Annotated in this window: 16 protein-coding genes; 11 read left to right on the plus strand and 5 right to left on the minus strand. The window is 66.5% G+C overall.

Features of this window, described 5'->3' with window-relative positions:
• The first annotated feature begins 79 nt into the window (after window positions 1–79).
• The 9 genes from A6723_RS20075 to A6723_RS20115 all read left to right on the plus strand — a co-directional run bounded on the left by A6723_RS20075 (window position 80) and on the right by A6723_RS20115 (window position 8,746).
• The gene (locus tag A6723_RS20075) at window positions 80–850 is read left to right on the plus strand and encodes a MetQ/NlpA family ABC transporter substrate-binding protein (protein ID WP_054907928.1); all 771 of its coding nucleotides are present in this window, start codon (window positions 80–82) and stop codon (window positions 848–850) included.
• A gap of 121 nt (window positions 851–971) precedes the next feature.
• Entirely contained in the window at window positions 972–2,207 is a 1,236-nt protein-coding gene (locus A6723_RS20080) for an SfnB family sulfur acquisition oxidoreductase (RefSeq protein ID WP_054907927.1), read from the plus strand.
• A 9-nt stretch (window positions 2,208–2,216) separates the two neighbouring features.
• Window positions 2,217–3,434, plus strand: a complete 1,218-nt coding sequence (locus A6723_RS20085) for an SfnB family sulfur acquisition oxidoreductase (protein WP_054907926.1) — start codon at window positions 2,217–2,219, stop codon at window positions 3,432–3,434.
• A gap of 115 nt (window positions 3,435–3,549) precedes the next feature.
• Window positions 3,550–4,947 (plus strand): LLM class flavin-dependent oxidoreductase, encoded by a 1,398-nt coding sequence (locus tag A6723_RS20090; protein WP_054907925.1) that lies wholly within the window; start codon window positions 3,550–3,552, stop codon window positions 4,945–4,947.
• 38 nt (window positions 4,948–4,985) lie between these two features.
• Window positions 4,986–5,783 carry a MetQ/NlpA family ABC transporter substrate-binding protein gene (locus A6723_RS20095; protein ID WP_054907924.1) on the plus strand — a complete coding sequence of 266 codons (798 nt, stop codon included), beginning with the start codon at window positions 4,986–4,988 and terminating at the stop codon, window positions 5,781–5,783.
• A 226-nt stretch (window positions 5,784–6,009) separates the two neighbouring features.
• On the plus strand, window positions 6,010–7,071 hold the full coding sequence (locus tag A6723_RS20100; RefSeq protein ID WP_054907923.1) for a methionine ABC transporter ATP-binding protein: 1,062 nt from the start codon (window positions 6,010–6,012) through the stop codon (window positions 7,069–7,071).
• Window positions 7,064–7,708: a methionine ABC transporter permease gene (locus A6723_RS20105; protein ID WP_054907922.1), complete on the plus strand. Its 645-nt coding sequence runs from the start codon at window positions 7,064–7,066 to the stop codon at window positions 7,706–7,708. Before A6723_RS20100 ends, A6723_RS20105 begins: the two co-directional genes overlap by 8 nt.
• Before the next feature lie 135 nt (window positions 7,709–7,843).
• The gene (locus A6723_RS20110; RefSeq protein WP_065348198.1) at window positions 7,844–8,353 is read left to right on the plus strand and encodes a hypothetical protein; all 510 of its coding nucleotides are present in this window, start codon (window positions 7,844–7,846) and stop codon (window positions 8,351–8,353) included.
• Between the two features lie 39 nt (window positions 8,354–8,392).
• On the plus strand, window positions 8,393–8,746 hold the full coding sequence (locus tag A6723_RS20115) for a VOC family protein (protein ID WP_054907920.1): 354 nt from the start codon (window positions 8,393–8,395) through the stop codon (window positions 8,744–8,746).
• An 80-nt stretch (window positions 8,747–8,826) separates the two neighbouring features.
• Here A6723_RS20115 and A6723_RS20120 read toward each other — a convergent pair whose 3' ends face one another.
• Complete coding sequence (locus A6723_RS20120) at window positions 8,827–9,648, minus strand: alpha/beta fold hydrolase (protein WP_054907919.1); 822 nt, start codon at window positions 9,646–9,648, stop codon at window positions 8,827–8,829.
• Window positions 9,649–9,791: 143 nt separating this feature from the next.
• The gene (locus A6723_RS20125; RefSeq protein ID WP_054907918.1) at window positions 9,792–10,691 is read right to left on the minus strand and encodes a LysR family transcriptional regulator; all 900 of its coding nucleotides are present in this window, start codon (window positions 10,689–10,691) and stop codon (window positions 9,792–9,794) included.
• Window positions 10,692–10,805: 114 nt separating this feature from the next.
• Between A6723_RS20125 and A6723_RS20130 the strand changes: the two genes are divergently transcribed.
• Both A6723_RS20130 and A6723_RS20135 read left to right on the plus strand, forming a co-directional pair.
• Window positions 10,806–11,798, plus strand: coding sequence for an aldo/keto reductase (locus tag A6723_RS20130; RefSeq protein ID WP_054907917.1), 993 nt, complete (start codon window positions 10,806–10,808; stop codon window positions 11,796–11,798).
• Between the two features lie 67 nt (window positions 11,799–11,865).
• Window positions 11,866–12,333, plus strand: coding sequence for a thermonuclease family protein (locus A6723_RS20135; RefSeq protein ID WP_054907916.1), 468 nt, complete (start codon window positions 11,866–11,868; stop codon window positions 12,331–12,333).
• Between the two features lie 6 nt (window positions 12,334–12,339).
• On the opposite strand, the gene A6723_RS20140 is transcribed toward A6723_RS20135, so the two are convergent.
• From A6723_RS20140 to A6723_RS20150, 3 genes are all read right to left on the minus strand, one after another.
• Window positions 12,340–13,140, minus strand: a complete 801-nt coding sequence (locus A6723_RS20140; RefSeq protein ID WP_233298880.1) for an ABC transporter substrate-binding protein — start codon at window positions 13,138–13,140, stop codon at window positions 12,340–12,342.
• Between the two features lie 100 nt (window positions 13,141–13,240).
• A complete protein-coding gene (gene mgtA, locus A6723_RS20145) occupies window positions 13,241–15,958 on the minus strand; it encodes a magnesium-translocating P-type ATPase (RefSeq protein WP_054907915.1) in 2,718 nt (905 codons plus the stop codon).
• Between the two features lie 127 nt (window positions 15,959–16,085).
• A complete protein-coding gene (locus A6723_RS20150; RefSeq protein WP_054907969.1) occupies window positions 16,086–19,751 on the minus strand; it encodes a translocation/assembly module TamB domain-containing protein in 3,666 nt (1,221 codons plus the stop codon).
• Between the last annotated feature and the right edge of the window lie 3 nt (window positions 19,752–19,754).

A 19,754-nucleotide genomic window follows, 5' to 3' on the forward strand; every position in this document is an offset into this window, starting at 1 on the left:
CAGCCGGGCCCCGCTGCCATCAAGGCCCCACGTCCACACCACGACGGCCCACCCACTGAAGCCCCAAGGAGCAACACCCATGAAAAAGGCCATCGCCATTCTGGCGGCCGTCGTCGCCTTCTCCGCCCACGCGGGGGAGAAACTCGTTGTCGGCGCCACCCCGGTGCCGCACGCGGAAATTCTCGAGTTCGTCAAACCGGAACTGGCCAAGGAAGGCGTCGACCTCGACATCAAGGTCTTCACCGACTTCATCCAGCCCAACCTGCAACTCGCGCAGAAGAACCTCGACGCCAACTACTACCAGTACCGCCCGTTCCTCGATGACTTCAACAAGACCCGCCACACCGACCTGGTGCCGGTGGTGGGCATCCACATCGAGCCGTTCGGCGCCTACTCCACCAAGTACAAGTCCCTCGCCGAACTGCCCGACGGCGCCAGCGTGGCCATCCCCAACGACCCGGTGAACACCGGCCGCGCCCTGGTGCTGCTGGCCGAGAGCGGCCTGATCAAGCTCAAGGACCCGAGCAACCCGCAGTCCACCGAGCGCGACATCACCGACAACCCCAGGCACCTGAAGATCCGTGAACTGGAAGGCGCGCTGCTGGCCCGCGCGGTGAAGCAGGTCGACCTGGCGTTCATCTTCGCCAACTACGCGCTGGAGGCCGGTATCGATACCAAGAGCGCGCTGATCGTGGAGAAGGGCAAGGACCTCTACGCCGAGTTCCTGGTAGCTCGCCCGGACAACATCCAGGACCCGGGCATCCAGAAGCTGGCCAAGGTGCTGAATTCGCCGGAAGTCCGCCAGTTCATCCTGACCCGCTACAAGGGCGAGATTGCGCCGGCGTTCTAAGCGCCCCCGCGTTTGTCCTGTAGGAGCGAGCTTGCTCGCGAACCTTTCGGCCCCGCACCAGGGTTTGTTCGCGAGCAAGCTCGCTCCTACGAAGAGCTGCTCCGTCACCACAGGAAACCGCATGACCAACGAATCCGCACCCAAGGACCTTCGTGACCAGGCGCCCCGGCTACTCCCGGCGCGCCGTATCAGTAACGACGCCCAGGCCATCGAAGCCGCCCACGAAGTGGCCCGCCTGGCGAAACCCGGAGCCGCCGCCCGCGACCGCGAGCGCGCGCTGCCCTGGAGCGAACTGGAACACTTCACCGCCCTCGGCCTCGGCGGCATCAGCATTCCCCGCGAGTACGGCGGCGCGCAGGTTTCCTACGCCACCGTCGCCGACGTCTTCCGCGTGATCTGTGCCGCCGACCCGGCACTGGGGCAAATCCCGCAGAACCAGTTCGGCCTGCTCAACGTCATCGACAGCGTCGCCAGCGAGGCACAGAAGCGCGTGCTGTTCGGCGGCGTGCTCAACGGCCGGCGCATCGGCAATGCCGGGCCCGAGCGCAATACCAGAAACACCCTCGAACTCAAGGCGCGCCTGCTGCGCGATGGAGACAACTTCCGCGTCAGCGGCGAGAAGTTCTACTCCACCGGCGCGCTGTTCGCCCACTGGGTCGCGGTGAAAGCCATCGACGAAGACGGCCGCGCGGTCATGGGCTTCGTCGAACGCGGCGTGGATGGCCTGCGCATAGTCGACGACTGGTCCGGCTTCGGCCAGCGCACCACCGCCAGCGGCACCGTGCTGCTGGATAACGCACCCGTCGCCGGCTCCCTGGTGATCCACAACGGCCGCCTGGCCGACATCCCGAACATCCAGGGCGCCGTCTCGCAATTGATCCAGGCCGCCATCGACGCCGGCATCGCTGCCAACGCCCTGGAAGACGCCATCGACTTCATCCGCACGCGCACTCGCCCATTCATCGACGCGAACGTCGAGCAGGCCAGCGACGAGCCCTTCACCCTCTTCGAGATCGGCCGCCTGCAAGTCGAACTGCACGCCGCCGAAGCCCTGCTGGAGCGCGCCGGGCACATCCTCGACGAAGTCAGCGCGCGGCCCATCGACGACGAGTCCGCCGCCCGCGCTTCCATCGCCGTGGCCGAGGCCAAGGTGCTGACCACCGAGATCAGCCTGGCCGCCAGCGAAAAGCTCTTCGAACTGGCCGGCAGCCGCGCCACCCTCGCCGAATTCAACCTCGACCGCCACTGGCGCAACGCCCGCGTGCACACCCTGCACGACCCGGTGCGCTGGAAGGTCCAGGCAGTTGGCGCCTACCACCTCAACGGCGCCCGCCCGGCGCGTCATTCCTGGATCTGAGGAGCGCCGATGAACAGCATCGTTTTGTCCAACCCAGAGCTGGCCAATCCCGTCCATATCATCCGCAGCGACGACGAAGCTCTCGACGTCGCCCGCGCGCTGGCCGCCGACTTCAGCGCAGACGCCATCGCCCGCGACCGCGAGCGACGCCTGCCATGGGACGAACTCGAACGCTTCAGCCGCTCCGGCCTGTGGGGCATCACCGTGCCACGCGAGTATGGCGGCGCGGGCGCCTCCCGCGTCACCGTGGCGCGCGTGATCGCCATCATTTCCGCCGCCGACGGCTCGCTGGGGCAGATTCCGCAGAACCATCTCTACGCCGTCGAACTGCTGCGGGTGAATGGCAACGACGAGCAGAAAGCCCGCCTGTTCGCCGAGGTGCTGGCCGGCGTGCGCTTCGGCAATGCGCTGGCGGAGATCGGCACCCGTACCGCCCACGACCGCACCACGCGCCTCAAGCGCGAGGACGGCCGTCTGCGTATACACGGCCGCAAGTTCTACTGCACCGGCGCGCTCTACGCGCAGCGCATTCCAACGCTGGTGATCGATGACGATGGCCTGCAGCAGTTCGCCTTCATTCAGCGCGACACTCCGGGCGTCGAGATCATCGACGACTGGTCCGGCTTCGGCCAGCGCACCACCGGCAGCGGCAGCGTGGTGTTCGATGGCGCGCAGGTCAGTGAGGACGACATCGTCTCGTTCCAGGCAGCCTTCGAGCGCCCGACCACCGTTGGCCCGTACGCGCAGATTCTGCACGCGGCCATCGATGTCGGCATCGCTCGGGGCGCTTATGAAGACACGCTGACCTTCCTGCGCGAAAAGGCACGACCGTGGATCGATTCGGGCGTGGACAAGGCCAGCGATGATCCGCTGGCGATCAACGAGGTGGGACGCCTGGCGATCCGCCTGCATGCCGCCGAAGCGCTGCTGGATCGCTCTGGCCGAGTGCTCGACGCAGCCACCGCCGAGCCGACTGCCGAAAGCGTTGCCGCCGCCTCCATCGCCGTGGCCGAGGCGCGGGCGATCACCACGGAAGTCGCGTTGTTGGCCGGCAGCAAGCTGATCGAACTGGGCGGCAGCCGCGCCAGCCTCGCCGAGCTGGGCCTGGATCGCCACTGGCGCAACGCCCGCGTGCACACCCTGCACGACCCGGCGCGCTGGAAGTATTTCGCGGTGGGCAACTACTACCTCAACGGCAAGCTGCCGCCGCGCCGGGGGACGTTGTGATGCCCCGCACCCTACCTGCCTTTCGTAGGAGCGAGCTTGCTCGCGAACAGTCCTTGCGCCCGATGGTTCGCGAGCAAGCTCGCTCCTACAGGGCCTCTGCCAGCGAGGATTTCCCATGAGTCAGAAACAGATTCTCCTCAACGCCTTCAGCATGAATTGCGTCGGCCACATCAACCACGGCCTGTGGACCCACCCGCGCGACCGCTCGACGGACTTCAACAAGCTCAGCCACTGGACCGACCTCGCACGCCTGCTGGAGAAGGGCCTGTTCGATGGCCTGTTCCTGGCCGATATCCTCGGCGTCTACGACGTCTACCAGAACGGCATCGAGCTCACCGCGAAAGAAGCCATCCAGCTCCCGGTGAACGACCCGCTGATGCTGGTCTCGGCCATGGCCGGTGCGACGCAAAACCTGGGCTTCGGCGTCACCGCCAACCTTACCTACGAGGCGCCCTACCCGTTCGCCCGGCGCCTCTCCACCCTCGACCATCTGAGCGATGGCCGGGTCGGCTGGAATATCGTCACCGGCTACCTGGAAAGCACCGCCCGCGCCATGGGCCAGGACCGGCAGATCGACCACGACCGCCGCTACGACCGCGCCGACGAATACCTGGAGGTGCTCTACAAGCTCTGGGAAGGCAGTTGGGAAGACGACGCGGTAATTGCCGACCGCGAGCGCCGCCTCTATGCGCAGCCGGGCAAGGTGCACAAGGTTCGCCACCGCGGCGAGTTCTTCGACGTCGAGGGCTACCACCTCAGCCAGCCCTCACCGCAGCGCACGCCGCTGCTGTTCCAGGCCGGCGCGTCGAACCGCGGGCTGGCCTTTGCAGCACGCCACGCCGAGTGCGTATTCGTCTCGGCGCAGACCCGCGAGGCCACCCGCGTGCTGGTGGACCGCATCCGCCAGGCGGCGGTCGATGCTGGCCGCCGGGCGGACGACATCAAGGTGTTCATGGGCATCAATGTGATCGTCGCACCGACCGAGGCCGAGGCGCGCGACAAGCTCGCCGAGTATCGCCGCTTCGCCAGCGCGGAGGCGGGTCTTGCGCACTTTTCCAGCACCACCGGCATCGACTTCTCGCGCTATGCGCTGGACGAGCCGATCCGCTACGAGAAGACCAACGCCATCGAGTCCGCCACCAAGGCCCTGACCGTCGCCCGCACCGACGCCACCGTGCGCCAGTTGCTCGAGCAACTGGCCCTTGGCGGGCGCTACACCACGCTGGTGGGCAATCCGGTGCAGGTCGCCGATGAGCTGCTGGGCTGGATCAACGATGCCGGGCTCGATGGCTTCAACCTGACCCGCACCGTGGAGCCGGAGAGCTACGCCGACTTCATCGAATGGGTCGTGCCCGAACTGCAGAACCGTGGCGCCTACAAGACCGCCTACGCCGACGGCACCCTGCGGGAAAAACTCTTCGGCGCCGGCCGCGCCCGACTGCCCGCGCGGCACGTCGGTGCGAGCTATCGCCAGGCAACCGCCACTGGAGCGACTCCAGCCTTCTCTCTTTAAAGGCCATCAGGCTCTAAAACCTATAAGGACTCGTTGCCATGCATGCACGCTTCAAACTCACCCTCGGCCTCTCGCTGAGCCTCCTTGCCGCCGGCCTCGCCCAGGCCGCCGACACCCTGCGCCTGGGCACCACCGCCGCCTTCGCGCCGCCGCTGGAAGTGGCGGTGAAGGAAGCCGCCCAGCAAGGGCTGAAGGTCGAACTGGTGGAATTCACCGACTGGAACGCGCCGAACATCACCCTCGACCACGGCGACATCGACGCCAACTACTTCCAGCACACGCCCTTCCTGGAGAACGCCAACCGCGAGGGTGGCCTGCACCTGAAGGCGTTCGCGCCGGGGATCATCAACAACGTCGGCCTCTACTCGACCCGTTACAAGGCCATCGCCGACCTGCCCGACGGCGCCAAGGTCGCCATCGCCAACGACCCGATCAATGGCGGCCGCGGCCTGCAGCTGCTGCAGAAAGCCGGGCTGCTCAAGCTCAAGGATGGCGTGGGCTACAAGGCGACCCTGGACGACATCGTGGCCAACCCGAAGAACATCCAGATCATCGAGCTGGAGGCCGTGCAGCTGGTGCGCGCGCTGGATGACGTCGACCTCGCCCAGGGCTATCCGCACTACATCCGTCTCGCTGGGACTATCGATCCGAACAGCGCGCTGTTGTTCGACGGCATCGAGAACAAGGAATACGTCATCCAGTTCGTCACCCGCGATGACTACAAGGACCCGGACGGCCGGCTGAAGCGGTTCGTCGATCTCTACCAGCACTCGCCGCAGGTCCGCGCCGCGCTGGACAAGGCCCACGGCTCGCTCTACCAGCCGGGCTGGCAATAAGCGCGTTAGCGTTTACGTAGAAGCGGACTCCGTCCGCGATAGGTCCGCATCGCGCCCGAGGCCATCGCGGACAGAGTCCGCTACAACGATTGCCGGACTCGCAAGCTTGCTTTCGTAGGGCGCATAACGCGCCAGCGTTATCCGCCGCATAGCAGCCGGCGGATAACCTGTTCCAGGTTATGCGCCCTACGTTCCTTGCCTCACATTTCAGGAACAGGCCCCCACCATGGTCAGCTTCAACCGCAACCTCGAACTCGCTACCCAGCACATCGCCCTGCGCGAGCTGGGCAAGACCTACGCCGGCCACCACGGCCCGGTGGAAGCACTGAGCGACATCGAACTCTCCGTCCGCCGTGGCGAAGTGTTCGGCATCATCGGTCGCAGCGGCGCCGGCAAGAGCTCGCTGATCCGCACCCTCAACCGCCTGGAAAATCCCAGCGTCGGCCAGGTGCTGATCGACGGCGAGGACATCGGCGCCTTCGACGCCCAGCAACTGGTCGGCCTGCGCCGCCGCGTCGGCATGATCTTCCAGCACTTCAACCTGATGTCGGCCAAGACGGTGGCGCAGAACATCGCCCTGCCCCTGCGCGTGGCGGGGGTGCCAAAGGCGCGCATCGCCGAGCGGGTGGACGAACTGCTGCAGCTCGTGGGACTGCAAGACAAGCGCCACGCCTACCCGGCACAACTCTCCGGCGGGCAGAAGCAGCGCGTCGGCATCGCCCGCGCGCTGGTGCACCAGCCGGAAATCCTGCTCTGCGACGAAGCCACCTCGGCGCTGGACCCGGAGAGCACCCAGGCCATCCTCGCGCTGCTGCGCGACATCAACCGCCGCCTCGGCCTGACCATCGTGCTGATCACCCACGAGATGGCAGTGATCCGCGAAATCTGCGACCGCGTGGTGGTGCTCGAACGCGGGCGCATCGTCGAGCAGGGCGATGTCTGGGAAGTCTTCGGCAACCCGCAGCACGAAGTCAGCCGCACCCTGCTCGGCTCGCTGCAGCAGCACCTGCCGCCGGACCTGCTGGCGCGCCTGGAACATCCGTCAGCCGACGAAGTCATCCTCGACCTGCACTACACCGGCGTGCGCGAACAGGAACCCGACCTGCTGGCTATCGCCCAGGCCCTGGGCAGCCGCGTCAGCCTGCTGCACGGCGGCATCGAGCGCATCCAGGGCCGCGCCCTCGGCCGCCTGCTGCTGAGCGTTGCCGCCCCCGCCGCCAACGCACCGCAACTGCTCGAACGTGCCCGCGACGTCGCCGATCGCCTGGAGGTGCTCACCCATGCCTGATCGCTTGCTGCAAGGCCTGCTCGATACCCTGCTGATGATCGGCGCGTCCTCGGCCATCGTCCTGCTGGTGGGCATTCCGCTGGCCCTGGTGCTGGTCACCACCGGCCCCGGCGGGATATTCCAGGCGCGCCTGGTCAACCAGGGCCTGGGCAGCGTGGTCAATGTGCTGCGCTCGATCCCGTTCCTGATCCTGATGGTCGCGCTGATCCCCTTCACCCGCCTGATCGTCGGCACCAGCTACGGCGTATGGGCCGCCGTGGTGCCGCTGACCATCGCTGCTACGCCGTTCTTCGCGCGCATCGCCGAAGTCAGCCTGCGCGAGGTCGACCACGGCCTGATCGAAGCGGCGCAGGCGATGGGCTGCCAACCCCGGCACATCATCTGGAACGTGCTGCTGCCCGAGGCACGCCCGGGCATCGTCGCCGGCTTCACCATCACCCTGGTGACCATGATCAACTCCTCGGCCATGGCCGGCGCCATCGGTGCCGGCGGCCTGGGCGATCTCGCATACCGCTATGGCTACCAGCGCTTCGATACCCAGGTGATGCTGACCGTGATCATCCTCCTGGTGGCGCTGGTGACGCTGATCCAGTTCGGCGGCGACCGTCTGGCGCGCTGGCTCAACAAGCGGCTGTGACGTTCGTCGGCTGAATCCAGCGAAGCCTTACTCCCACGTGGGTTGCGTCTAACCTGACTACACACCCGCCCCTCCGTGCCGCGGCACAGTTCGTGGATGCGTGGCGTCCCTGTGCTCACTGCGGAGGCGTTCGTCATGGCCAACCCTCTTTCCACCCTGGGTATCGTGCATACCGCCATCAGCCTGGTGCCCCTTGTCGCGGGCATCTGGGCGCTCTATCAGGCAGGGCGCATCGACCCGCGCAGCCGTGTCGGCAGGTGGTATGTCTACGGAATGATCCTCGGCGTGCTGACGGCATTCGGACTCTCCAGTACCGGCGGCTTCAATGCGGGGCACGCCATCGGCATCCTCTGCCTGGTCGCCATTGCGGTGGGTAGCTACGCGCAGCGCGTCGGCGCCCTCGGCGGCCTGGGCGAGTACGTGGAAACGGCGGCGATGAGCTTCAGCTTCTTCCTGATGATGATCCCGACGCTCAACGAATCGCTGTCGCGGCTACCGCCTTCCAACCCCATCGGCCAGGGCCCGGACTCGCCGCCGGTGCAGACTGCCGTGATGATCGCGCTACTGGTGTTCTTCGTTGGCGTGCTCTACCAGTTCTACCGCATCCACCGGCGCCGCATGCCGCCGGCGCGCCCGGCGCACTGAGGGTCTATGCTGGCGGCGTCATCCTTCCGGAGCGCCGCCATGACCGTCCGCCGCATCGTCGCCAACCTCGCCACCGGCAAACCTGCCGAGGTGGCACGCTTCTACCGCGAGTTGTTCGATCTGGAAGTCGTGATGGACCATGGCTGGATACTGACGCTCGCCAGCGGCGAGCCAGCCCTGGCGCAGGTCAGCCTGGCCAGCGAAGGCGGCTCCGGCGCACCCGTGCCGGACCTTTCCATCGAAGTGGACAATCTCGATGAGGTCCACCAGCGTGCCCTGGCTGCCGGTCACGAGATTCCCTACACACTGACCCTCGAACCGTGGGGCGTACGGCGCTTCTTCCTGCGTGACCCGTTAGGGACGCTGCTGAACGTGCTGCAGCACGTCCATTGAAGAGAGGGTTCGCGAGCAAGCTCGCTCTTGCAGGAAGAACACCCAGGCACCTGCAGGAGCGAACTTGCTCGCGAACGGTTTCAGCGATTGAGGAAGCCCAGTAGATCCTCGTTGACCTGGTCGGCCATGGTCGTGCACATGCCGTGCGGCCCCCCCTTGTAGACTTTCAATTCGCCCTTCTGCACCAGTTCCACCGAGCGCCGGCCAGCCGCATCGATGGGCACGATCTGATCGTCATCGCCATGGAGGATCAGCGCCGGCACGTCGATCTTCTTCAGGTCCTCGGTGTAGTCCACCTCGGAAAACTCGTGGATGCACAGGTACTGCCCCAGGTGCCCGCCGGTCATGCCCTGCAGCCAGAAATTGTCGATCACCCCCTGGGACTGCTTCGCGCCGGGCCGGTTGTAGCCGTAGAACGGCACTGCCAGGTCCTTGAAGAATTGCGAGCGGTCCTCCTTCACGCCCTTGCGGATGCCATCGAACACGTCGATCGGCAAGCCGCCGGGGTTGGCCGCGGTCTTGAGCATGAGTGGCGGCACCGCGCCGATCAGCACCGCACCGGACAACCGTTTCGTGCCGTGGCGGCCGATATAGTGCGCCACCTCACCGCCGCCGGTGGAGTGACCGACCAGGGTTGCGCCCTTGAGGTCCAGTGCATCGATCACCGCCGCCAGGTCATCGGCGTAAGTGTCCATGTCATTGCCGTTGGCCGGCTGGCCCGAACGGCCGTGGCCGCGCCGGTCATGGGCGATGACCCGGTAGCCCTTCTGCACCAGGAACAGCATCTGCGCGTCCCAGGCGTCGGCATTGAGCGGCCAGCCATGGGAGAACACCACCGGCTGACCGCTGCCCCAGTCCTTGTAGAAGATTTCGGTGCCATCTTTCGCTTTCACGATGCTCATTTGGGTCGTTTCCTTCAGGGATTGGTTGAAAAGAAACGCCGCAACTCCGGCGACTGCGAACCGCTCTACGGCGGCCTTGAGCATAGACAGCGCGGTGACGCCGGCAGCGACGGCCGGCGGCTTTCCGACGAGCGTCGGAAGGCTCAGTCGATGCCGGCCTCGAACAGCCTGCCGAGCCAGTCGGAAAACACCCGCAAGCGCCGCGACATCTGCCGCCGCACCGGGTACAGCACACTTACCGGCAGCGGCGGCGGCTGCCAATCGCGCAACACCTCCACCAACTCGCCGCTGGCAAGGCCCTCACGCAGGTGATAGCGCGGCGCCTGGATCATCCCGAAGCCGGCCCGGCAAGCGGCGATGTAGGCATCGGCGTTGTTCACCGTGATCCGGCTGGGCAACCGCTGGGTGCGCAGTTGGCCATCGAAGCGGAACTCCAGGTCGAAGATGCGCCCGCTGGAAGCCGACTGGTAGTTCACCGCGAAGTGCCCTTCGAGCCGCTCCGGGTGCTCGGGCAGCCCGAACTCTTGCGCGTAGGCGCGCCCCACGCAGGTGAGTTGCTCGAGTTCGGCGATACGCCGGCCGACCAGGCTGGAGTCCGGCAGCTCGCCTGCGCGCAGCACGCAGTCCACACCTTCGCGTACCAGGTCCACTTGGCGGTCGTTCAGGCTCAGCTCCAGCTCGATCTGCGGGTAGCGCCGGCAGAACTCCGGCAATGCCGGGATCACCACCAGCCGCCCCAGCGAACTGGGCAGGTCGACCCGCAGTTTGCCGCGCGGGTTGTCGGGAGAGTCGGAGAAGCAGTTCTCCGCTTCCTCCAGATCCTCCAGCAGGCGCACGCAGCGCTCGTAATAGGCCTGCCCGTCGGCGGTGACACTGACCTGCCGGGTGGTGCGCCGCAGCAGTTGCACGCCCAGGTGCGTCTCCAATTGCTGGATCAGCTGGGTCACGCTGGCGCGCGGCAGCTGGAGACTGTCCGCCGCCTTGCCGAAGGCCCTGAGTTCGACGATCCGGGTGTAGACCTGCATGGCCTGCAAGCGGTCCATAACGCGCTCCGATTATTCATCCATGCCGAATAGTTAAACCGTAATCCGCTGGTTTATCCATGCCAGACAAACAACAAGAATGGTCCTGCCCTTTCCTCACCTGGAGAATCCCGCATGAAAACCCGTCGCCTGGGCCCGCAAGGCCCTACCGTCTCTGCCATCGGCCTCGGTTGCATGGGCATGTCCGACTTCTACACCACCGGCAGCGATGAAGCCGAATCCATCGCCACCCTGCACCGCGCGCTGGAACTGGGCGTCACGCTGCTCGACACTGCCGACATCTATGGCCCGCACACCAACGAGGAACTGCTCGGCCGCGCCCTGAAAGGCAAGCGCGAGCAGGTCTTCCTCGCTACCAAATTCGGCATCGTGCGCACCCCGGAGCAGCCGCAGGTGCGCGGCGCCAACGGCAGCCCGGAGTACATCCGCCAGGCCGTGGAAGGCAGCCTGAAACGCCTGGGCACCGACCACATCGACCTCTACTACCAGCACCGCGTCGACCCCAGGGTGCCCATCGAGGACACCGTCGGCGCCATGGCCGAACTGGTGAAGGCCGGCAAGGTGCGCTTCCTCGGCCTCAGCGAAGCCTCGACAGAAACCCTGGAGCGCGCGCACCGGGTCCACCCGATCACCGCGCTGCAGAGCGAGTACTCGCTGTGGACCCGCGACCCGGAAGAGAACGGCGTGCTGGCTGCTTGTGCACGCCTGGGCATCGGCTTCGTGCCCTACAGCCCTCTGGGCCGGGGCTTCCTCACCGGCGCGCTGAAGAGCCCGGATGATTTCGCCGAAGACGACTATCGCCGCTCCAGCCCACGCTTCACGGGGGAGAACTTCGCGAAGAACCTGCGATTGGTGGACAAGGTCGCCGAGTTGGCCGCCGCTCGGGGCGTGAAACCCTCGCAACTGGCACTGGCCTGGGTGCTGGCCCAGGGCGAGCACCTCGTGCCCATCCCCGGCACCAAGCAGCGCAAGTACCTGGAAGAGAACGTCGCCGCCGTGGATCTCGCGCTGACCCAGGCTGAACTGCTCGAACTGGACGCGATCTTCCCGGCCGGCGCCGCCGCCGGCGGGCGCTACAGCGAACAGGTGATGGCGCTGATCCAGTAAAAGCTCTGCACCGGGGCTCCGGTGGGCGCTCGCAGCGGTTATGCTGGCAGTGTCCACCGGAGGCTCCATGCGATTCGTTCCCGCCGCACTGCTCGTACTTTCCGTCCTTCCCTTTGCCGCGCACGCGGATGAAGAGTGCCAGGTAACGGCCGTCTTCAGCGGCGACCAGTTGACCTGCCAGCGCGCGGACAGCAACGACACCACCATTCACCTGCGCGGTGTCGCGGCCCCGGAACTGGAACAGCCCTTTGGCCAGCGCTCTCGGGCAGCCCTGGTGCAACTCGCGCTGGGCAAAAGCGCCACCCTCAAGCACGCCGAGCAGCTACCCGACGGCAGCCTGCGCGCGGCGGTGTGGGTCACCCCGGCGGAGTGCCCGAACTGCGGTCATACCCTGGATATCGGCCGCGCCCAGTTGAGCATTGGCCTCGCCCGCTGGCGGCAGAGCGATGCGCAGACGCCCGAGGAAGTCGGCCAGTACCAGTTCGAAGAGCACGAAGCCAAGGCGCGCCGAATCAACCTCTGGCGCAAGCCCTGAGGTCAGTCAATTGCTGACATAGTGCTGCAGGATGCGCCGGTCCTCGCCCTCTTCCACCAGCGTCTTGAGCGTCTGCGCGTAGCGACGGACGAAGTCCTGGTCCTGGGTGCGCTTGCTGAACGCAACCTCCGCCGACTCCGCTGATACCACCACGCCCGTGGGCTCGATGCGCCGCGCCAGGCCCAACTGCTGCAGCTCGTACTGGCCGCTGTGCTCGTCGGCGATGATGCCGTCGATGCGCCCCTTGTCGACCATGTGCCAGAGGTTGCTGCGGCTTGGGTTGAAGAATACCCGCGCGGCATAGTCCGGATCGGCCATCAGTTGGCGGAAGGGTTCGCCGTAGGACACATCGATCTGCGCGCCGAGACGGAAGTCGCTGCCGGCCAGGTCGGACAGCTGGTGCAGGCTGTCGCGCTGGGGCAGGCCGCGCCGGACGAAGAGGATGTTGCGCGAAGGCGGCAATACTGCACCGGAGAACCACGCGTAGGCCTCGCGCTCGGGCTTGCGGAAGGCGCCGGGCAGCACGTCGAGGCGGCCCAGTTCCAGCTCCTTCAGCGCCCGCGCCCAGGGCAGCTTGACCATGCGCACCTGGCAACCCAGGCGCTCCAGCACGGCGCGGTTCAGCTCGACGTAGAGGCCGCCGACGCTGCCGTCAGGCAACTGCATGCTGAACGGCGGGTCGTCATCCCAGCGCAGTGACTTTTCGCAGGCAGCCAGCGGCACGCTGGCCAGCGCCAGGCCCAGCAGGACCAGGCGCTTGAAGCGCACACGCAGGAGCAACGGCAGGCGAACAGCTCGCGACGGCAATATCTCGACTCACAGCGGGAGAAGACGGACACCTCAGTGTATTGAACCCGATGCCCGCGTGACCAGCGGTGATCGGGTTCGCACGTTGGTCCCGTTTCGCTCACTGCCAGCCGTAGCGCCGGGCGAACCAGCCCTTCACCGCCTGGGTCAGCGCCATGTAGCCCAGCAGGATGGCCGCCAGCCAAGGCCAGTAACCCATCGGCAGCGCCTCCATGCGGAAGGAGTGCGCCAGCGGCCCCATGGGCAGGAAGATTGCCACCGCGACGATCACCAGGGTCATGCCCAGCAGTGGCCAGGCGGCGCGGCTCTGCAGGAAGGGAATGCGCCGGGTGCGGATCATGTGCACCACCAAAAGTTGCGAGATCAGCCCCTCGACGAACCAGCCGGACTGGAACAGCGTCTGGTGCGCGGGTGAGTTCGCACCGAACACATGCCAGAGCACAAGGAAGGTGGCGATGTCGAAGATCGAGCTGATCGGCCCGAAGAACACCATGAAACGCCCCAGCCCATCCGGGTTCCATTGCTGCGGTTTGCGCAGCAGTTCGTCGTCGACATGGTCGAAGGGAATGGCGATCTGCGACAGGTCGTAGAGCAGGTTCTGCACCAGCAGCTGCAGCGGCAGCATCGGCAGGAAGGGAATGAAGGCACTGGCCACCAGCACGCTGAACACGTTGCCGAAGTTGGAGCTGGCGGTCATGCGGATGTACTTGAGCATGTTGGCGAAGGTGCGGCGGCCTTCGATGACGCCCTCCTCCAGGACCATCAGGCTCTTCTCCAGGAGGATCAGGTCGGCGGCTTCCTTGGCGATGTCCACCGCCGAATCCACCGATATGCCGATGTCCGCGGTGCGCAGCGCCGGAGCATCGTTGATGCCGTCGCCGAGGAAGCCGACCACGTGGCCGCGCTCGCGCAGCACGCGCACCAGGCGCTCCTTGTGGCTGGGGGTGAGCTTGGCGAACAGCGTGGTGCGCTCGGCCAGTTCGCCCAGCGCAGTATCGTCCAGCTCGTCCAGCTGCGGGCCGAGCAGCACACCCTCGACCACCAGGCCCACGTCGCGGCAGACCTTGAGGCTCACCCGGTCGTTGTCGCCGGTCAGCACCTTCACTGCCACGCCGTTCTGTGCCAGCGCGCGCAGCGCCGGGGCGGTGGTTTCCTTGGGCGGATCGAGGAAAGCGATGTAGCCGGCCAGGCACAGCCGGCTCTCGTCCGCCACGCCGTAGGTATCGCGGGTCGGCGGCAACTCGCGAGTGGCGACGGCGACCACCCGCAAGCCCTCCTGGTTGAGTTCATCGGCCACCGCGCGAATGCTGTCCAGGCGGGCGCCGGTCAGCGGCTCGATACCCTCGGCGGTTTCCACCGATTCGCACACCGCCAGCACCTCTTCCAGCGCACCCTTGCAGATCAGCAGGTGGTTGTCCTCGCGTTCGCTGACCACCACCGACATGCGCCGGCGGGCAAAGTCGAAAGGAATCTCGTCGAGCTTGTGGAAGCGGCTGTCCACCTTGAGCGCATGGCGCAGCTCGACGTGTTCCAGCACGGCGACGTCCAGCAGGTTCTTCAGGCCGGTCTGGTAGTGGCTGTTGAGGAAGGCCAGTTGCAGTACGCGGTCCTGCACCTGGCCGAAGGCGTCGGTATGGCGTTCGAGGACGATGCGGTCCTGGGTCAGGGTACCGGTCTTGTCGGTGCAGAGAATGTCCATCGCGCCGAAGTTCTGGATGGCGTCCAGGCGCTTGACGATCACCTTGCGCCGGCTGAGCACGACCGCGCCCTTGGCCAGCGTGGAGGTGACGATCATCGGAAGCATTTCCGGGGTCAGGCCGACGGCGATGGACAGCGCGAACAGCGCGGCCTCCAGCCAGTCGCCCTTGGTGAAGCCGTTGATCAGCAGGACCACCGGCGCCATCACCAGCATGAAGCGGATTAGCAGCCAGCTGACGCGGTTCACCCCGGTCTGGAAGGCGGTCGGCGTCGGATCGCTGGCGATCACCCGCTCGGCGAGGGAGCCGAAGTAGGTGCGCGTGCCGGTACCAATCACCACCGCCAGGGCGGAGCCACTGACCACCGTGGTGCCCATGAAGCACAGGCTGTCGCGCTCCAGCGGATTGCCCTGGCGGGCATCGCGCAGCTGGGCGAACTTCTCCACCGGCAGGGATTCGCCGGTGAGCGCGGCCTGGCCAACGAAGAGGTCCTTGGCACTGAGCAGGCGCACGTCCGCCGGTACCATGTCGCCGGCCGACAGCCACAGCACATCGCCGGGCACCAGTTGACGGATCGGCACCTCCACGCGCAGCGCGGGGCCATCGCCCTCGGCGCTGCGGAATACCGTGGCGGTGTTGCTGACCATCGCCTTGAGCTTTTCGGCGGCCCGGTTGGAGCGCTTCTCCTGGATGAAGCGGAGCAACGTGGAAATAGCCACCATGCTGCCGATCACCACGGCGGCCTCGACGTCCTCGGTGAGCCAGGAGATGGTCGCCAGCACGGTGAGCAGCAGGTTGAAGGGATTGCAGTAGCAGTACCACAGGTGCATCCAGGCACCGATGGGCCGGTCCTGGTCAACTTCGTTCAGCCCGTCGCGCTGGCGGCGTTCCTCTGCCTCGGTTTCGCTGAGGCCCTCGCGCCGGCTTTCCAGGCGCTCCAGAACCGAGGCGGACTCCAGCGCAGACCACTCCAGCAGGGTCGAGGCCAGCGCATTGGGCGCCTGACGCCCGACGGCGGAGCCCCGCAGCAGGTCGCGCGCGGCCAGCCGGCGCAATTGACGGGCCGGGAAGCCCTTGTTGATGAATTCGAGCAGGTGGGTCCTGATGAGGTCCAGGCGCATGATGACTCTCCCCTTGTGCGCCACGTCGTCCGGCGGCGGGAGAAGTCTGTGCTGGCTACCTTAAGGGGCCATGAAGGCTGGCAGGACGCGGGAGAAGACAAGTCGGCAGCAACGCTGCCGACTGCACTCAGAAGTCGCGCTTGTAGAAGATGTCCAGCGAACTGGCCAGGCCGCTGGCGGCCTCCAGGTAGACCTTCTTGCTCAGCAGGTAGCGCAGCGCGATGGTGTTGGCCGGCTCGAATACGCCCACGCCATACCGCAGGCTGAGACGGTCGGAGAGCTGGCCGCTGGCGACCACGCTGGTGCTGTTGCCGGTGCCCTCGGTGTCCAGCTGGAAGTCCTGGATACCCAGCTTCTGCGCCACCTCGCCGGTCAATGGCGCACTGCCCGCCAGGCCGAGCGCCAGGGCAGCTTCGCCCAGCATGTTGCTGTCTTCACCGCTGGACATCGGCCGCCCCAGCACCAGGTAGGACAGCGCCTGCTGCTGGCTCATGGCGGGCTCGGAGAACACCTCGCTGCGCGGCTGCTCGGCATTGCCGGTCAGGCGCAGGCCGGCAACCACGTCGTCGACCTTGCGGATCGCTTCGACATCGAGGAACGGCTGGTCGATAGGCCCGGCGAACAGCAGCCGCGCACGGCGGATGGTCAGCTTCTGACCGTAGGCGCGGTAGCGGCCGTTGTTCAGGCGCAGCTCGCCGCGGGTGTCCATGTTGTCGCCGATATGCACCTGGCCGGCCAGTTCGGCATTCAGGCCGAAGCCGCTGAAGGTCAGCTTGTCGCTGCCAACCTTGACGTCGATGTCCATGTTCAGCGCCAGGGCGCTCTTGGGTTCCTGCTTCGCGCCGACGATCACGGTGTCGTCGGAGACCTTGACCGTGGACGGCGGCAACTGGCGAATGGTGATGGCGCCGCGCGGCACCTGCACCGAACCGGAAACCGCGAGCTTCTCACCCGCCATCTGCACGCTGAGGTCCGGTTCCACCTCAAGGTTAGCGTAAGGCTCCACGGTGACCGGCAAACGATTGCCGCGCAGCTTCACGTCGACATCCAGGCCACTTGCCCAGGCGATGCGCCCGGACAGGCTGCCGTTGCCGTTCTCGCCCGCCTTCCAGTCACCACTCAGGTCGACCTGCTCGCCGGCGATCCGCGCGGTGACCTGCAGCTGCTCGAAGCGCGTCGGCAGATCGCCACCGGAGATTTCGCTGTCACTCAGGCGCAGTTCGCCGTCCACCCGGGGCGCCAGCAGGCCGCCGGAAATCTGCCCGCTGCCATTGAGATGGCCTTTCAGGGTTTCCACCATGGGCGCGAACGGCCGGGCCAGGGAGATATCCAGGCCATTGAGGCTGAAGGTGCCGTTGACCGGCTTGTTCTTCGGGCGCGGATCGAGCTGGACCTGGGCCTGCAGGCTGCCGAGCTTGTCGCCCTGGAACTGCAGGTTGGTGTCGATGCGCCGTGGCGTCAGGCGACTTTCCAGCTGCAGGCGCTGGTAGGGGAAGTCGACCCACTCCTCCTGCTCCTTGATGCGCAGGGTGCCGTTATTGGCATTGATCAGGATCGAACCGTTCGGCCCGCTACCAGGCAGGTCGAGCTGCACGTCGCCGTCGAGCTTGCCCTTCCAGGCAAAGTCTTCCGGCAGCCAGCGCGCCAGGCTGTCCAGCGGGAACTCGCGCAGGTGCATGCGCAGGCGCGGGTCGGGCATCAGGCGCTGGTCTTCCATGCACAGGCTGGCCGGGCCGGAGGCCCAGCAATGGGCGCCAAGGTTGATGCGCCCGTCCGCCAGACGCTCCAGGCGCGCCGGCTGCTGCAAGCGCCAGTCCTGTCCGCCGCTCTGTATATCGCCTTTCGCGAGGCGTCCGCGCCAGTCCTTGCCGTTCCAGTCGCCATCCAGGCCGAGGTCGAGCACCACCGGCTTGCCCTGCAGGTTCAGGGCAAGCTGCTGGCGCTTGAGATCGCCGCTGCCGTCCAGCTTGAGCACGCCGAAATCCGTATCGCCGCTGCGCAGGCCCTGGGCCGTCAGGTTGACCCGGCCGCGCTGGGCGGCATCCAGGGAAGCGGTCAGGTCCAGCGTGCGCAGACCCTGGTCGGCGTAGGCGACGCGCTGGCCGTCAAGCTTGAGCTGCCCCTGCGGCGCCTGCAGCGTGCCGGCAAGATCGAGCTGGCCGCTGACCTTGCCGAACAATTGCGGCCACAACTGGCCCAGGCGATTCAGCGCGATATCCAGGCGGCCGGACAACCGCTGGTCCAGCGCAGCTTGCCCGCTGATGCGGTTGTCGCCCAGTTGCAGCGTCAGTCCATCGACCTTCCACGCCTGACCGGCCGCCACGGCATTTGCCTTGAAAATGGCTGGCTGGCCGCGCAAGCGCCCCTGCAGGTCGAGGTTGGCATCAAGGTTCAACGCCTCGCCCTTGAGCGAGCCCTTGCTGCGCAGCGGCCCGCCGAGGCGACCGGGCATCTCCTCCAGCCAGTAGGCCGGGTCGAGGTCAGACAGGTCGAGGGCCGCATCCCAGGTAACCGCGTCGGCGAAGCCGACCTTCAGGTGTCCTTCGGCCTTGCCCTGACCCGCCACCAGTTTCAGCGACGGCAGGAAGACTTCCGAGAGGTTGCCCGACACCGGGCTGGCCAGGGTGAAGTCGCCGGCAGGCCCCTTGAAGGCACCATCGAAGTTGCCCAGGTAGGCACCCTCGCTGTAGCTCACTTCGGCCTTGAAGGTATGCACGCTCACCGGCGGCTCCTCGATGGCCGGATACAGGCGGCGCCAGGGGAAGTCGAGCCAGTCGAGCTGAGCGTTGGCAGCGAAGGCATCCTTCCAGTCGAGCCGGCCGGTCAGCGCCACGCGCTGGTCTTTAGCGGCACTCAGGTCCAGCGCGGCGATATCCGCGCCCTGGGCGTCGACACGGCCGCGCAGCGTCAGTACCACCGGGCTTTCCTCGGCAGGCAGCACGGCAGCGCCGGCCAGTTGGTAGCCATCCTTGAGATTGCCGCTGGCGTTCAGGCGCAGTTGGTTCAGCGTCAGGGTATCGGGCAGCGAAGCGTCCGCCTTGAAGCCGTCGGCAGTCACCAGTGCGGTGGCCGGCAGGTTCTCCGCCAGCGGTTGCAGGTCACCTTCCAGGGTGCCGTTCAGATAGCCACTGCTCCGCGCCTGCAACTTCAGGTGGCCCATCAGCTCGCCACTGGCCTGCAGTCGCAGGGTCCAGGGTTGCTCGCCCGACGCCGGCAGGCCGAGACTGCCCTCGGCTTCAAGCGGCCAGCCCTGCGTGGGTTTCAGCAAGCCCTTGAGCGACAGGTTCAGGCCATCGCGGGCGAGCTTTACCGAATCGATATGCAGGCCTTCACGGTCCCAGTGCGCCGCCAGTTCAGCGTCGCGCAGCTGTTCCTGGCCATCCAGCAGGAAGCGGCCAATACGGATATCGCCCAGCTCCAGAGACAGCGGCAGGCTCAGGTCGGGTAGCTCGATTGGGCCGGAGGACTCGCTCGGCTCGCTTGGCGGCAGGGTCAGCAGCACTTCGTTGGCCACCACCTTGTGCAAGCACAGGGTCATGCGCAGCAGGCAGGCGGGCGACCAGTCGATCTGTGGCTGATCGAGCACCAGATGCGTTGCACCATCGCTCCATTCCAGGCGCTTGGCGCTGAAACCGCCGGCGAGGCGACCGTCGAATCCTTCCACGTTCAGGCCCGGCACCCAGCTCAACACCGCACGGCTGCCGGCTGGAGTGCCGAGCAAGGCAGCCACGGCGATAATCAGCAGCAGAATCAGCCCGAGCAGGCCGCCCAGGCTCCAGCGCAGCGCGCGCATCCA

Origin of the sequence: Pseudomonas sp. AU11447, from assembly GCF_001672555.2 — a bacterium.
In the GTDB taxonomy this organism is placed as follows: Bacteria; Pseudomonadota; Gammaproteobacteria; order Pseudomonadales; family Pseudomonadaceae; genus Pseudomonas; species Pseudomonas nitroreducens.

Coding starts and splice junctions, on each gene's coding strand:
- A6723_RS20110 (WP_065348198.1), top strand. CDS start 7,844: ATGGCCAACCCTCTTTCCACCCTGGGTATCGTGCATACCGCCATCAGC.
- A6723_RS20150 (WP_054907969.1), bottom strand. CDS start 19,751: ATGCGCGCGCTGCGCTGGAGCCTGGGCGGCCTGCTCGGGCTGATTCTG.
- A6723_RS20135 (WP_054907916.1), top strand. CDS start 11,866: ATGCGATTCGTTCCCGCCGCACTGCTCGTACTTTCCGTCCTTCCCTTT.
- A6723_RS20125 (WP_054907918.1), bottom strand. CDS start 10,691: ATGGACCGCTTGCAGGCCATGCAGGTCTACACCCGGATCGTCGAACTC.
- A6723_RS20085 (WP_054907926.1), top strand. CDS start 2,217: ATGAACAGCATCGTTTTGTCCAACCCAGAGCTGGCCAATCCCGTCCAT.
- mgtA (WP_054907915.1), bottom strand. CDS start 15,958: ATGCGCCTGGACCTCATCAGGACCCACCTGCTCGAATTCATCAACAAG.
- A6723_RS20105 (WP_054907922.1), top strand. CDS start 7,064: ATGCCTGATCGCTTGCTGCAAGGCCTGCTCGATACCCTGCTGATGATC.
- A6723_RS20095 (WP_054907924.1), top strand. CDS start 4,986: ATGCATGCACGCTTCAAACTCACCCTCGGCCTCTCGCTGAGCCTCCTT.
- A6723_RS20090 (WP_054907925.1), top strand. CDS start 3,550: ATGAGTCAGAAACAGATTCTCCTCAACGCCTTCAGCATGAATTGCGTC.
- A6723_RS20115 (WP_054907920.1), top strand. CDS start 8,393: ATGACCGTCCGCCGCATCGTCGCCAACCTCGCCACCGGCAAACCTGCC.
- A6723_RS20130 (WP_054907917.1), top strand. CDS start 10,806: ATGAAAACCCGTCGCCTGGGCCCGCAAGGCCCTACCGTCTCTGCCATC.
- A6723_RS20075 (WP_054907928.1), top strand. CDS start 80: ATGAAAAAGGCCATCGCCATTCTGGCGGCCGTCGTCGCCTTCTCCGCC.
- A6723_RS20120 (WP_054907919.1), bottom strand. CDS start 9,648: ATGAGCATCGTGAAAGCGAAAGATGGCACCGAAATCTTCTACAAGGAC.
- A6723_RS20080 (WP_054907927.1), top strand. CDS start 972: ATGACCAACGAATCCGCACCCAAGGACCTTCGTGACCAGGCGCCCCGG.
- A6723_RS20100 (WP_054907923.1), top strand. CDS start 6,010: ATGGTCAGCTTCAACCGCAACCTCGAACTCGCTACCCAGCACATCGCC.